The sequence below is a fragment of the Planomonospora sp. ID91781 genome (assembly GCF_015711595.1).
GTDB lineage: Bacteria > Actinomycetota > Actinomycetes > Streptosporangiales > Streptosporangiaceae > Planomonospora > Planomonospora parontospora.
Window position 1 is genome coordinate 4,251,124 of record NZ_JABTEY010000001.1, and the last position, 13,000, is coordinate 4,264,123.

Annotated in this window: 13 protein-coding genes; 5 read left to right on the forward strand and 8 right to left on the reverse strand. The window is 75.0% G+C overall.

Annotation, left to right across the window (positions count from 1 at the left end):
• Nucleotides 1-36 precede the first annotated feature (36 nt).
• The 7 genes from HS048_RS19180 to HS048_RS19210 all read right to left on the reverse strand — a co-directional run bounded on the left by HS048_RS19180 (nucleotide 37) and on the right by HS048_RS19210 (nucleotide 7,073).
• Complete coding sequence (locus tag HS048_RS19180; protein ID WP_196467716.1) at nucleotides 37-1,293, reverse strand: glycosyltransferase family 4 protein; 1,257 nt, start codon at nucleotides 1,291-1,293, stop codon at nucleotides 37-39.
• Nucleotides 1,290-2,063 (reverse strand): NTP transferase domain-containing protein, encoded by a 774-nt coding sequence (locus HS048_RS19185; RefSeq protein WP_307832544.1) that lies wholly within the window; start codon nucleotides 2,061-2,063, stop codon nucleotides 1,290-1,292. The genes HS048_RS19180 and HS048_RS19185 overlap by 4 nt, the downstream gene beginning before the upstream one ends.
• Nucleotides 2,056-2,865 (reverse strand): HAD family phosphatase, encoded by an 810-nt coding sequence (locus tag HS048_RS19190; protein ID WP_196467717.1) that lies wholly within the window; start codon nucleotides 2,863-2,865, stop codon nucleotides 2,056-2,058. Before HS048_RS19190 ends, HS048_RS19185 begins: the two co-directional genes overlap by 8 nt.
• Complete coding sequence (locus HS048_RS19195) at nucleotides 2,862-4,094, reverse strand: 2-phospho-L-lactate transferase CofD family protein (RefSeq protein WP_196467718.1); 1,233 nt, start codon at nucleotides 4,092-4,094, stop codon at nucleotides 2,862-2,864. Before HS048_RS19195 ends, HS048_RS19190 begins: the two co-directional genes overlap by 4 nt.
• Nucleotides 4,091-4,933, reverse strand: coding sequence for a glycosyltransferase family 2 protein (locus tag HS048_RS19200; protein ID WP_196467719.1), 843 nt, complete (start codon nucleotides 4,931-4,933; stop codon nucleotides 4,091-4,093). The genes HS048_RS19195 and HS048_RS19200 overlap by 4 nt, the downstream gene beginning before the upstream one ends.
• Nucleotides 4,934-4,959: 26 nt before the next feature.
• Nucleotides 4,960-5,694, reverse strand: coding sequence for a hypothetical protein (locus HS048_RS19205; RefSeq protein ID WP_068902962.1), 735 nt, complete (start codon nucleotides 5,692-5,694; stop codon nucleotides 4,960-4,962).
• Nucleotides 5,695-6,059: 365 nt separating this feature from the next.
• The gene (locus HS048_RS19210) at nucleotides 6,060-7,073 is read right to left on the reverse strand and encodes a glycosyltransferase family 2 protein (protein WP_196467720.1); all 1,014 of its coding nucleotides are present in this window, start codon (nucleotides 7,071-7,073) and stop codon (nucleotides 6,060-6,062) included.
• 537 nt (nucleotides 7,074-7,610) lie between these two features.
• On the opposite strand from HS048_RS19210, the gene HS048_RS19215 reads away from it, so the two are divergent.
• The 3 genes from HS048_RS19215 (at nucleotide 7,611) to HS048_RS19225 (ending at nucleotide 11,137) form a co-directional block, all read left to right on the forward strand.
• On the forward strand, nucleotides 7,611-8,567 hold the full coding sequence (locus tag HS048_RS19215; protein ID WP_196467721.1) for a phosphotransferase family protein: 957 nt from the start codon (nucleotides 7,611-7,613) through the stop codon (nucleotides 8,565-8,567).
• A 166-nt stretch (nucleotides 8,568-8,733) separates the two neighbouring features.
• The gene (locus tag HS048_RS19220; protein ID WP_196467722.1) at nucleotides 8,734-9,885 is read left to right on the forward strand and encodes an epoxide hydrolase family protein; all 1,152 of its coding nucleotides are present in this window, start codon (nucleotides 8,734-8,736) and stop codon (nucleotides 9,883-9,885) included.
• Nucleotides 9,886-10,114: 229 nt separating this feature from the next.
• Complete coding sequence (locus tag HS048_RS19225) at nucleotides 10,115-11,137, forward strand: TerC/Alx family metal homeostasis membrane protein (RefSeq protein WP_196467723.1); 1,023 nt, start codon at nucleotides 10,115-10,117, stop codon at nucleotides 11,135-11,137.
• A gap of 83 nt (nucleotides 11,138-11,220) precedes the next feature.
• On the opposite strand, the gene HS048_RS19230 is transcribed toward HS048_RS19225, so the two are convergent.
• Entirely contained in the window at nucleotides 11,221-11,847 is a 627-nt protein-coding gene (locus tag HS048_RS19230) for a uridine kinase (protein WP_196467724.1), read from the reverse strand.
• A gap of 175 nt (nucleotides 11,848-12,022) precedes the next feature.
• Between HS048_RS19230 and HS048_RS19235 the strand changes: the two genes are divergently transcribed.
• Both HS048_RS19235 and HS048_RS19240 read left to right on the forward strand, forming a co-directional pair.
• Complete coding sequence (locus HS048_RS19235; protein WP_196467725.1) at nucleotides 12,023-12,511, forward strand: RNA polymerase sigma factor; 489 nt, start codon at nucleotides 12,023-12,025, stop codon at nucleotides 12,509-12,511.
• Between the two features lie 207 nt (nucleotides 12,512-12,718).
• Nucleotides 12,719-12,928, forward strand: a complete 210-nt coding sequence (locus HS048_RS19240; RefSeq protein ID WP_196467726.1) for a hypothetical protein — start codon at nucleotides 12,719-12,721, stop codon at nucleotides 12,926-12,928.
• The last annotated feature ends 72 nt before the right edge of the window (nucleotides 12,929-13,000 follow it).

The following is a 13,000-nucleotide window of genomic DNA, read 5'->3' on the forward strand; positions in this document are numbered from 1 at the left end:
CGTCGGATCCTCCGGGCGCCGCGGGTGTCATCGCCGTCACCGGGCGGCCTCGCCGTACGCCGCCAGGGTGAGCTCCGCCGTGCGCGCCCAGGTGAACCGCTCGCGCACGTGCGCGGCGCCGCGTACGGCGAGCCGGGCGGCGGCCTCCGGGTCGCCGAGGCAGCGCAGCAGGGCGGCGGCCAGCTCCTCCGGCGAGTCGCGCCCGTACCGGAGCGCCCCGTCCCCGACCACCTCCGGGGAGTAACCGGGTCCGACGACCACCGGCCGGGCCAGCGCCATCGCCTCGACGGCGACCAGCCCGAACGGCTCGTAGACGGACGGGAAGACGCACACGTCGGCGGCCAGGAAGTGCGCGAACACCTCGGAGGAGGCCAGGAACCGGTAGCCGGGGACCACGTGCCGGCCGACGCCCTCCCGCTCGATCAGCCGCGCCACCTCCGCGTTGTCCCCGGTGCGCGGGGCCTGTGCGCCCAGCAGCACGATCCGCACGTCATCGTGCTCCCGCGCCACCGCGGCCGCCGCCCGGATCAGCGTGCGGACGCCCTTGTGCGGCGACAGCCGCCCGGCGAAGACGACGAGCCGCCCCCGCCCGCCGGGCAGGTGGCGGCGCCGGACCTCCGCGCGGAGCCGGTCGCGGTCCGCGCCGGGCAGCCCGGCCAGCCGTACCAGGGCGGGGTCCTCGAAGCCGTGCGGCACGACCCGGAGCCGGTCGCGCGGCCAGCCGCGGGCCGCGAGGTCGTCGCGCATGCCTTCGCTCGGCACCACGATCAGCCGCGCCGTGCGGGCCTGGAGCGTCTCGAGCGCGGCGATGCCGGCGGCCACCGGGGACCGGCGCCGGGACGGGCCGCGGTCGAACTCGCGGCTGTGGACGTGGAACACCACCGGTGCGCGGCCGAGCACCCGGCACAGGATCCCGGCGAGGCAGCCCATCCAGTCGTGCACGACGACGACCGATCCGGGCCGGCCGGCGCCCGCGCGCAGGATGCGGGCCGCGACGCGCACGTTGAACACGATCAGCCCGGCGATCCGGGCCAGGTGCCGTACGGGCAGCGGTGTCCGCGGGTCCCCGGCGCGGCCGGCGCCGACCGTGCGGACCCGGTGCAGCGTGACGTCGCCGGCCCGTTCCGTGCGCGGGGACCGGGAGCGCGGCCCGGCGGTCCCGAACACCTCCACCGGGACGCCGGAGCGCTCCAGCGCGGCCGTCAGCCGTTCGGCGTACCGCCCGAGCCCGCCGACGACGTCGGGCGGGAGCTCGGAGCAGACGACGTGGACCCGGTCCGGCCGTGCCGTCACTCCGGGCTCCGCAGGAACGCCCGCCGCGCGAACGCGAGGTCGTCCTCGGTGTTGACGCCGCGTGCCTCGTCGGGGTCGGTGACCGGCACCACCGTCACCCGCCGGCCGCAGGACCGCGACAGGTGGGGCAGGAACGGCAGGAAGTTGACCTCGCCGGTGGCCGCCCCGGGGACGGCGCCGGCCAGGTAGTCCTCCCACGCCGCGGCCAGCCCGTCCGTGCTGAGGCAGAACACGCCGACGTCGCTGAGCCCGCCGGGGCGGCACTCGTCGCCCTCCCGGGACTGCCGCACCCGCACCAGGGCCGACCCGGCCAGCTCGTACTCGACGTACGGGTCGGGCATCGGCACCAGGGGGAGGGTGAGCCCCGGCCGTCCCTCCGGGTGGTCCCGCCGGTGGGCGTGCACGACCCGGCGCACGGTCTCCGGGGACAGGTTCGCCTGGTCTCCCCAGACGACCAGGGCCGCGTCGTACGGCTCCCAGTGCGGGGCGGCGCCGAAGACGGCGTCGCCCATGCCCCTCGGCTCGTCCTGGACGCCGACCGAGACGGTGCCGCGGGCGATCTCGTCGGCCGCCAGGTCCCGGAACGGGCCCTCGCCGGCGGGGGATACCACGACGTGGACGTGCTCCGTCCACGGCCGCAGCCGCCGATGCAGCAGGTGCCACACGGTGACGCCGCCGGCCACCTCGATCATGATCTTCGGGATGTCGAGCCCGAGGCGGCTGCCCCGCCCGGCCGCAGGGATCACCGCGCAGACGCGCCGGTCACTCACTGTCGCCGTCCTCCGTCTCGGACTCCGTCTCGAGCCCGGTCCTGGGCTCGGTCCTGGGCTCGGTCCTGGGCCCGGTCCTGGGCCCGGTCTCGGGTTCCGTCTCGAACCCGCCGCCGTCCTCCGCCTCCAGGAGGGACGCGATCTCGTCCAGGTCCCGCACCGCGACCGCCCCGGCGGCGGGCCCGGCCGCGTGGACCTGCAGCGTCACGAGCCCGGCGCCGACGGCGGAGGCCACCCCGTGGACGGAGTCCTCCACGGCGACGGCGCCGTCCGGGGGGACGGCCCAGTCACGGCAGGCCCGCAGGTAGAACCGGGGGTCGGGCTTGTTCCACGGGACGTCGTCGGCGGTGAGCACCCCGCGGAAGCACCCGCCCAGCGAGCAGGCCGCCAGGACCCGCTCGACCGATCCCCGGCTGCCACCGGTGACCAGGTACGGCGTGCGGCCGCGGTCGGCCAGCAGGTCGAGCAGCCGGCGGGCGCCGGGGAAGGGGGCCACCATCCCCGCGTCGACGTAGCCGCGGTACAGCTCCTGCTTGCGCCGGACCAGCCGCCGGGCGACGTCGCCGGCGGCGCCCAGGCCGGCCACCACCTCGCGGGTGCCCGTCCCGGCGTGCGCGTCGTACCGGAAGGAGCCGAGCAGCTCGGGGGCGATCTCGGTGATCGCGTCGCGGAACGCCGCCTCGTGGACCGGGCCGGAGTCCACGAGTGTGCCGTCGAGGTCGCAGAACCAGGCCCGCCGCCCGGCGATCGCCCTGGCCGCGGCGGCCGCAGCGGCGGTGACCGGGCCCGGCGCCGGGTTCATCCGGCACCCACCAGGGACGCCTCGGCGGCGATGCCCGTCAGGGCGGAGACGGTGCGCCGGCCGCAGTGCGCGCCGGGCCGCCCGGGATCCTCCAGGTCTCCGGTGATCCAGCGCACCCCCGCCCGCCCGCCGCCGGTGACGCCCGCCGGTGCGGCGGTCCGGTGGCAGAGGACGTGGGTGACGGTGCGCCGTTCGTTGAACGGGTCTCCGAGATAGGCCAGGGTGCGGTCCACCAGGTCGGACGCGCCGAGCCCCCGGACGTCGTGGTCGTCGCGGATGTTGACGACGAAGACCTTGGCCGCGGCCCGGTTCGCCGCGATCGCGTCCGCCAGGCCCGGGGTCAGGTAGCTGGGCAGCAGCGACGAGTGCGGTGTGCCCGGGCCGTAGACGATGAGGTCGGCGTGCCGGAGCGCGTCCCGGGCCTCCGGGTTCAGCGAGATCCCGGCGCGGGCGCGGTCCAGCGTCCGCCGCAGCCGCTCGGCGGGCTGCGCCTGCAGCGCGGTCCGGGACTCCGGGACGACGGGTTCGCGGAGCAGGAACAGGTCGGTGATGGCGGCGGCGTCCTGGGGGGCGACGATGTCGGCCTCGTCCGCCAGGAGCCGGCCGTCCTCCTTGAGCGCGACCAGGAAGGCGTTCTCGCCTCCGGTCACGTTCACCAGCCGGGCCGGTGAGCCGAACGTCCGCGCGCACGAACCGACCGCGGCGTTGAAATCACCGCCCAGCCGGAGATAGGCGCCGGCGAACACGAGGTTGCCGAGCGCGCAGTCGGAGAGGCTGAGCCCGTGCGGACGCCCGTCGAGGTGGCGCAGGAAGACGGTCAGGTCCCGCACGATCGGGGTTCGCACCTCCGGCGGCAGCGTCCCGAACGTCCTCCCGCGGATCAGCCGGTCCACGAGGCCGGCGAGGTCGTCGCGGGTGCTCCCGGCGGGCAACCGGTGCTCCAGCACGCTCCTCAGCGCGGCCTGGCGCGGGTCGCCGCCGTCGAGGTGCAGCAGCAGGTTCTTGCGGAAGTCCGACGGTCCCAGCATCCCGGGCAGGTAGCGCCGGAGCGCCCCGGTGGAGTGCCCGTTGTCGTAGCCGTTGATCAGCAGGGAGAGCTCGACCCCGGGGATCCGCAGCAGCCGGCGCGCGATGCTGGCCCCGCCGCGCCCGCCGCTGAACAGGGCCACGGACGTGCGGCCGGAGCCGAGACCGGGGCCGGGGGAAGGGGAGGGGTACGGCGGGCTCATCGGACCTCCTCCGCCGAGGGCGCGTCCGGGGCGCGCAGCACGCCCCGGCGCAGCAGCCACCGCCGGTAGCCGAGGTAGCCCACGAACAGGGCGCGGTCGCGGGCCCCGCGCCAGAACCGCCACCCGCGGCTGCCCCCGCCGCGCTCGCGGTGCTCGATCGGGATCTCCACCCAGGCGTGGCCGACCTCGGCGACGCGGGCGGTGATCTCGGTCGAGCAGTTCATCCCGCCGGACTCCAGCGGCAGCGCGCGCAGCAGCGGGCCGCGCACCACCTTGAAGATCGAGTTGAAGTCGCGGTAGCGGGTGCGGTGCAGCAGGTTGCTGACCGCGCCGCTGGCCGCCGATCCCCACCGGTAGGCCAGGGCGTCGGCCTTGTGGATCCGGGCCCCGGAGAAGGCGGTCCCGTCACCGGCCTGCAGGCGGGTGAGGAACCGGTCGAGGTTGGCGATGGGGAACTGGCCGTCGGAGTCGAGCAGCACGACCCAGTCCAGCCGGGTGGCCGCGATCGCGGCGGCGATCGCGGCGCCCGCGCCGCGGTTGCGGTCGAAGCCGACGACGACGAGCTCCGGGCACCGCCGTTGCAGGTCCGTCAGGATGGCGCGGGTCGCGTCGGTGCTCCCGTCGTCGCAGACGACGATCTCCCAGGCGCCGACCGCCGGGTGGCTTTCGAGGTAGTCCCGCCATTCCGTCACCGCCGCCGCGATGTTGTCCGCCTCGTTGTAGGCGGGCGCCGCCACCGAGATTCCGACGGGCGCGCCGGTGGCCGCACCGGTGGCAGGGCCGGCGCTCGGGTCCGTGGCCGCGCCGCCGGCGCGGGGGACGTCGTGGGTGTACGGCACGCCTCGCCTCCTCGTGGTGGTCCCGGTCACCGTGCCGCGGCTTCCCCGGCCCCGAGCAGGCGGCCGATCCAGCGGTCCAGGGGGAGCAGGTTGACCGCGACGACGACCGGGACGTGCGCCAGGGTGAACACGATCGCCGCGCCGAACGAGATCGGCCCGCCGGTGAACAGGTTGATGTGCGGAGCGTCGATGAGCTCGGGGATCTCGACCGGGTTGACCACCTGCCACATGACGTCGAGCAGGCCGGAGAACACGATGAGGATGCCGCTGACGGCGACCTGCAGGCAGCGGCCCGGGGTGCCGCCGCCGATCCGGTAGGCGGCCGCGACGGTGAGCACGATCCCGGGGTAGAGCAGCAGGTACAGGTGGGTGTAGAAGCCGTCGCCCTGGAGGCGTCCGGCGTCGCCGTAGTAGAACCAGCTGACCCGGGGGATCACGTACGCGGTGAAGAAGACGAACGGGATGTACAGCAGCCAGTGCAGGCGCCGCGACACCCATGGGAAGAACGCGATCGCGCAGCACAGGCAGGCGAACGCGAGCAGCTTGACCACCAGCTCCCACGCGGCTTGGATCTCCCTGCCGTGGGGGGCCAGCCAGGAGACCGCGGCGCCGACGGTCCCGGCGGCCAGGGCGATCCACCACACGTGGAGGGCCCAGCCGCGCCGGGCGGCCAGGACGACGTCGCCGGCGCGGCCGGGTTCCGCGGCCGGAACCCCTTCGCCGGGCGGTGACGCGGGAGGCCTGCCGTGCTGCGTGGTCATGAGGTCCGGACCCTTCTCTGCAGCCGCCGCGTCATCGCGGGGGACGTCCCGGCCGGCCACCGGTCACCGGCCGGGCCGGGGACGGCCGTGCCCGTCCCCGGGGGATCCGGCATCGGGACACGTGATTTCGGTGCCATTCTTTTCACTGACCGTTCCATCGTCGTTCCGGACACCGCGCGCGTATCGGCCGCCCGCGTACGGAGCTCGCGGGCCGGGGCGCTTCCGGGGCACCCGTCAGCCGTATTCGGACGCGGTGCGTCCGCGGCCGTCGTTTCGCTTCGGTGAGTTTCGGCGCAGAGCATGCCGCGCTTCTCCATATTCTTCATGTGAACGTGCTGTCCGGTGGATGATTTCCGATCCCGCGGTCATCGGCCGGGAATCGGCCTCCCTTTTCTGACCATGGCGTGGAGTGAGGGGATCGCCCGTGGGGAGCCGGCGGCCAGGCCGGCGACGAGCACCACGTGGACGGCGAGGTGGACGGCCATGAAATAGGCGGTGAAGGCCGTTCCGCGCTGCCGGTGGACGAACCTCAGCAACTCGGGGTCGGCGAGGACGAACCCCGTGACCGCCGCGGCGGGCGCCGCGAGCAGGGCGGGGTGCAGCGCGGCCAGCGGCAGCGACGCCATCGCCAGCCCGCAGGCGAGGATCCCGGCCGGCCGGTTCGCCCGTGCCAGCTTGGCGTCGCCGGCGGTGCCCCGGGCCGCGGCCCTCGCCATCAGCGGGATCACGGGCAGGGCCCGGCGCCACTGCTCGGTGAGGATCGGCAGCAGCCTGCTCCCGTCGTCGTGACGGCCGGCGACCGCGTCGGTGAGCACGATGCGGCACCGGAGGGCGAGCCGGCTGCTGTACTCGACGTCCTCGGAGTCCCGCAGCCCCTCGTCGAACCTCCCCGCAGCGAGCAGGGCCTCGCGGCGGACGGCGGCCAGGGCGAACACGGCGCTGCCGACCTCGCCCAGCTGGCGGCGGCGCCAGTGGACGGCGTGCAGGATGCGGTACCGCTCGATCGGCCCGTCGTCGATGAGCGGCTCGGTGTCGTAGATGCCGTGCACGCAGCCGTAACCGGGATCGCGCTGGAGGATCTCCACGGCGTTGGCGACCGCGTCGGGCCGCAGCGCCACGTCGGAGTCGAGGAAGAAGACGACGTCGCCGGTGGTGTGCTCGACGCCTGCGTTGCGGGCGGCCGAGACCCCGCGGTTCTCCGGCAGCCGGATGACACGGCAGCCGAGTCCCTCCGCGATCGCCGCGGAACCGTCGGTGCTCGCGTCGTCGACCACGACGATCTCGTCGGGCGGCCGGGTCTGGGACAGCGCCGACTCCAGGCACAGGCGCAGCGTCCGGGCCGCGTTGTAGCACGGAACGATCAGGGAAATCGTGGTCATGGATCCAGCCGCTCTGGCGGCCGAGAATGGCGGGGCATCATCGGTCGCGAATTTCAAGAGCTCAGCACCGTGTGGTCCGCGGGATTTCCGCGTGGTGACCGGCGGGCATTTCCCGGTGTATCACCGGTCGCACGCCCCGGGAGCGTGACGGAATGCGTCCCGTTGGCGCGGAGCGTCGGCGAGGACGGGGTCCGCGGGGGAATGCGTCGGTCGCGCGACTTTACTGTAAGTATTCTTTTCTTGTCCGGGGACTTCCCTCCGGGAGATGGGAGGGCGCCCCGTCCGTCGGGTTCGCTTTCATTTGCGACCACCGTAGTAGGGCCCGATCCTTTGTTCAATACGTCGGGACCAAAAGTTGGGAGCGCTCCCACGGTGACGCTCCGGTTGCCGGAAGGGGTCTCCGCCGGGCACCGCCGCCGACGGGGACGTGACCAGGGACGCGACCGCGGCGGTGGCGCTCGGCGGGCGGCTCGGCCGTACCGGAAAGGGCCGGAAAAGGGTTCGACCGCGCGGCACGCCTCCCGGCAGGATGGGGCCGTGGACGTTCCCGCGACCGGCGTGCGCCTGCCCTGGCAGGACGTGCCCGAGGAGATCCGCCGGGCGGTCGAGGACCGCCTGGGCGCACCGGTGGCCCGGGCCGTGACGCAGACCGGCGGGTTCTCCCCGGGCGCCGCCGCCAGGCTGACCCTGGCGGACGGGCGGCGCGCGTTCGTCAAGGCCGTCGGCCCCGAGCCGAACCCGCTCTCCGCCGACATCTACCGGGCCGAGGCCCGGATCTCCGCCGCGCTCCCCGAAGACGTGCCCGCGCCGAGGCTGCTGGCCTCCTTCGACTCCGGCGGCTGGGTGGCGCTGCTCTTCGAGGACGTGGACGGCCGCCCGCCCGCCGCCCCGTGGCGGGCCGACGAGCTGGCGCGGGTGCTCGACGCGCTGGACCGGCTGGCCGCCGTGCTGACCCCGTCCCCGATCCCCGCCCCGCCGGCGCAGGAGAGGCTCGACGGGCAGCTCCGGGGCTGGCGGCTGCTGGCCGAGGCCCGCGACGCCGGCGAGGACGATCTGGCCGGCCTGGACCCGTGGGCCGCGCGCCACCTGGACGCCCTGGCCGGCCTGGAGGAGGGCTGGCCGGAGGCGATCCGGGGGGAGAGCCTGGTCCACGGCGACATCAGGGCCGACAACCTGCTGCTCACCCCCGGGGAGGTGGTGGTGGTCGACTGGCCGTGGGCCTTCACCGGCGCGCCCTGGTTCGACCTGCTGCAGCTGCTGCCGAGTGTGCGGATGCAGGGCGGTCCGCCTGCGGAGGAGGTCTTCACGGCCCACCCGGTCGGGCGGGCGGCCGATCCAGAGGCGGTGACCGCGGTCCTGGCCGCACTCGCCGGCTACTTCGTCCGCCAGGCCAGGCAGCCCGACCCGCCGGGCCTGCCCACCCTCCGCGCCTTCCAGCGGGCGCAGGGCCGTACGGCGCTGGAGTGGCTCCGCACCCGCACCGGGTGGGCCTGACCGCGGCGCTGGAGCGGCTCCGCACCCGCGCGGGCCGGGCCTGACCGCGGTGGGCCCGGCCGTCCGGCGGGCGAGCCCCCCGCCGCGCGGGCCGGGCCTGACCGCGGTGGGCCCGGCCGTCCGGCGGGCGAGCCCCCCCGCCGCGCCGGATGGCAGTGTGGTGGACATGAGCGATGACGCCGCCATCCGGCCCTTCCGCATCGACGTCCCCCAGGCCGACCTCGACGACCTGCGCGACCGGCTGCGCCGTACCCGGTTCCCCGGCGGGCTGCCGGGCGCGGGCTGGGACCTGGGGGTGCCGCCGGACTACCTCAGGGAGCTCGCCGACCACTGGGCCACCGCCTACGACTGGCGGGCGCACGAGGCGCACATCAACTCCTTCCCGCAGTTCACCACCGTGATCGACGGCCAGAACGTGCACTTCCTGCACATCCGCTCACCCGAGCACGACGCGCTGCCGCTGGTCCTCACCCACGGCTGGCCCGGCTCCGTGGTGGAGTTCCTGGACGTCATCGGCCCGCTGTCCGACCCCCGCGCGCACGGCGGCGACCCCGCCGACGCCTTCCACCTCGTCATCCCGTCCATGCCCGGCTACGGGTTCTCCGGCCCGACCACCGAGAGGGGCTGGGGCGTACGCCGCATCGCCCGGGCGTGGGCCGTGCTGATGGAGCGGCTGGGCTACGACCGCTACGGGGCGCAGGGCGGCGACTGGGGGTCGATGGTCTCCCGCGAGCTCGGCCTGGCCGACGCCGGGCACGTCGCCGGCGTGCACCTGAACTTCCTGCTGACCGTCCCGACCGGTGCGCCGGGGGAGCCGGACGACCTGACCGAGGACGAGAGGGCCCGGCTGGACGGCCTCGGCCGCTTCCTGGACGACATGTCCGGCTATATGAAGATCCAGTCCACCCGGCCGCAGACGCTCGCCTACGGCCTGGCCGACTCCCCGGCCGGGCAGCTGGCCTGGATCACGGAGAAGTTCAAGGAGTGGACGGACTCGGAGCGGGTCCCCGAGGACGCGGTCGACCGCGACCGGCTGCTCACCAACGTGACGGTGTACTGGCTGACCAACACCGCGGGCTCCTCGGCGCGGCTGTACCACGAGTTCGCGCGCGAGCGGAGCCGGCCGGAGGTCTCCGCGACCCCGACGGGGGTCGCGGTCTTCCCCCGCGAGATCGCCCCGCCCGTCCGCCGGCTGGCCGAACGGAGCGAGAACATCGTGCACTGGACCGAGTTCGACCGCGGCGGCCATTTCGCCGCGCTGGAGCAGCCCGAGCTCCTGGTCGGGGACGTGCGGGAGTTCTTCCGCCGGTTCCGCTGACGCCGCCCCGCCGTACGCCGAGCCGTGCGCCCCGCCGCCCGGCCGGGCATCAAGCCGTACGCCCGGCCGTATGCCCGGCCGTGCGTCCCCGTACGCGCCGGCCGTCGCGGCGCGCGGCCCGTCCCACCGCACCTCGTGCCGCCTCCGCCGGTGCCGCTCGGGGTACGGCGGGCGGCGGCGGGGAAGACGAGGGAGGTGGTGTTCGTGCAGCGGACGGAAGCAGGACGAGATGACCATCGACTCGCTGGGGGCCTGGGCCGTCGTCGTGGGGATCGTGGTCGTGCTGCTCGTCCTCGACTTCGTGGTGGCCGCCCGCCGGCCGCACGCCGTGGGAATGAAGGAGGCCGCCCTCTGGTCGGTGTTCTACCTGGGGGCGGGCGTCGTCTTCGGGCTCGGGCTCTGGGCGCTGGCGGGTCCGCACATCGCGACGGAGTACTTCGCGGGGCTGATCGTCGAGAAGAGCCTCTCGGTGGACAACCTCTTCGTCTTCGTGGTCATCATGGGCCGGTTCGCGGTGCCCGCCCGCCACCAGCAGAAGGCGCTGCTGTTCGGCATCGCGGCCGCCCTGGTCATGCGGGTGGTCCTGATCACCGCGGGCGCGGCGGCGATCTCGTTCTTCTCGCCGACCTTCCTGCTGTTCGGCCTGCTCCTGCTCTGGACCGCCGTGCAGCTCTTCCGGCACCGGAACGACGACCCCGATCCCGGTGACAACCCGCTGCTGCGCTGGGTCCGCCGCGTCCTCCCCGTCACCGGCGACTTCCACGACGGCCGGCTCGTCGCCCGGGAGGACGGCAGACGTGTGATCACACCGCTGTTCCTCGTCTTCGTCGCCATCGGCAGCACCGACCTGCTCTTCGCACTCGACTCGATCCCGGCGATCTTCGGGATCACCCAGCACCCGCTCCTGGTCTTCTCCGCCAACGCCTTCGCCCTGCTCGGCCTGCGCGCCCTCTACTTCCTCCTCGAAGGGCTGCTGGAGCGGCTGGTCTACCTGTCGATCGGGCTCTCCGCGATCCTCGCGTTCATCGGCGTCAAACTCGTCCTGGTCTTCCTGCACCGGGAGGTGTCGGCGGAGATCCCGGAGATCCCCACCCTCGCGTCGCTCGGCGTGATCCTCACCGTGCTGCTCGTCACCGTCGTCCTGAGCCTCAGGCGGGTCCGGCGGCATCCGGAGGAGCGGGCGCACGCCGGAACGGTGTACCCGCGCCCCGAGCGCGACGGCGACCGGGGCGGGAACACGGACGGGAGGTGACCCGCGGGCCGGACGCGGGACAGGGATCGCGGCGGGCGGCGTTCCGGCGGTCGTCCGGCCCGGCGCGGCCCGGCACCGCGGGGCTACCCGATCACGACCGCGGGGTGCCTCGGATCGTCCACCCGGACGACGACGTCGGCCGTCTCGGCCGGTTCGGCCTCCAGCTCGTAGCGCTCGTAGGCGGGCAGGGTCCAGCGCAGCTCCGGGTCGGTGCGGCGGGCCAGCGCGCCGGCGGAGAGCCGCAGGTGCACGGTCAGCTCGAACGGGAGCCACCGGCCCAGCAGCAGCGCCCCGTCCAGCAGCAGCACCGCTCCCGGCGGCAGGGTGACGTACGGCGCGCGCGTCGCCCGGTCGGTGGCGGTGTTCCACAGCGAGGGCAGGACCCTGCCCGAGCCGCCCGGGTCCAGCGGTGCCAGCACCTCGCGGGTCAGGCCGCCCGCGTCCAGCCAGTCCTCGTAGAAGGCGTCCGGGTCGGTCCTGCCGTGCTCGAAGCGGAGTGAGGCCGGACGCAGGAAGTCCCACGCGGACACCCGCATGGCCTCGCGGCCGCGCAGCCGGAGCGGCCCGGCCAGCGCGTCCGCGAGGTCCCCGGGCCGCGCGGCGGGCGCGCCGTCGACCGCCACCCGCACCCAGGAGCTCCGGGGCGAGTCGGCGATCCGGTCGGCGAGTTCCTCGACCAGGGATGGCATGGAGACGGGTCGTACACGCACCCCGCCATCCTGCCAACGGTGAACGCCGCCCGCGGACCGGCAGGCCCCGCAGGCTCACGGCGGCACGGCACGGCGGCGCGGAACCGGCCGTGAACCCTCCGCGGCGTATCGGGTGAGAGGAAGGTGAACACCATGACGGACCCCGGAGATCCGGGGCCGGACGATCGGAGCCGGATTGATCGCGCATACAGACCGCGCCGGGGCGGCCGAGGACGCCGGTGACGTCGGCGACGCCGAGGTGATCCGGATATCCCTGGAGGAACCGGACGCGTTCGCGCTCCTGTTCGACCGGTACGCGCCGGAGATCCACCGCTACGCCGTCCGGCGGTTGGGCGACTCCCCGGCCGACGACGTGGTCGCCGACACGTTCCTGGCGGCGTTCCGGCGGCGTGACCGCTACGACCTGACCCGGCCGGACGCCCGCCCCTGGCTGTACGGCATCGCCGGGAACCTCATCGGCAGGCACCGCCGGGTGGAGATCCGGTCCTACCGAGCGCTGGCCGGGACCGGAGCCGACGAGGCGGCCGAGAGCTACGCCGACCGGGTGGACGCCCGGGTGAGCGCCTCGGCCGTGCAAAGGACCTGGCCGGGGCGCTGGCCGGGCTTTCGGCCGGGGACCGGGAGGTGCTGCCGCTACCGAGGAAGAGCGTCATGGATGAGCTGAGCGCGCTGCGCGAGATGCGGGCGCAGGCGCCGGAGGCCGGACGCCGACCGCCTCGGGCCCGCCCGGGAGCGCCTCATGGCGGCCGCGCGGACCGCTCCCGCGGGTACGGCCTCCGGCCGTCGCCGACTCCGGCCCGGCCGTCCGGGATTCCCGCGCTCCGGCGACCGGAGAAGGATCGTGCCGGCCGGGATGAACCGGGGAAGTGGGATGAACCGGGGAAGTATCGTGCTGACCGGGCTGGTTGGGCTGGCGGCCGCCCTCGCGCTGGTGGCCGTACAGGCCGTGCCGACCGGTCCGCCCGGCGGCGGGGACGGCGCACCCGCGACGCCCACGGTGGCCGCACGGTACGCCGAGACGACCGCGGTGCTGGAGCGGGCGGCGGGCCCTGACCCCCGGCGGCGGGGCAGCCGGCGGTGACGGTGTCGACCCCCTCGATCGCGGCGGACTTCGCCGGAGCCCCCTCCCCGGCGGAACCCTCGCTCCCGGTGG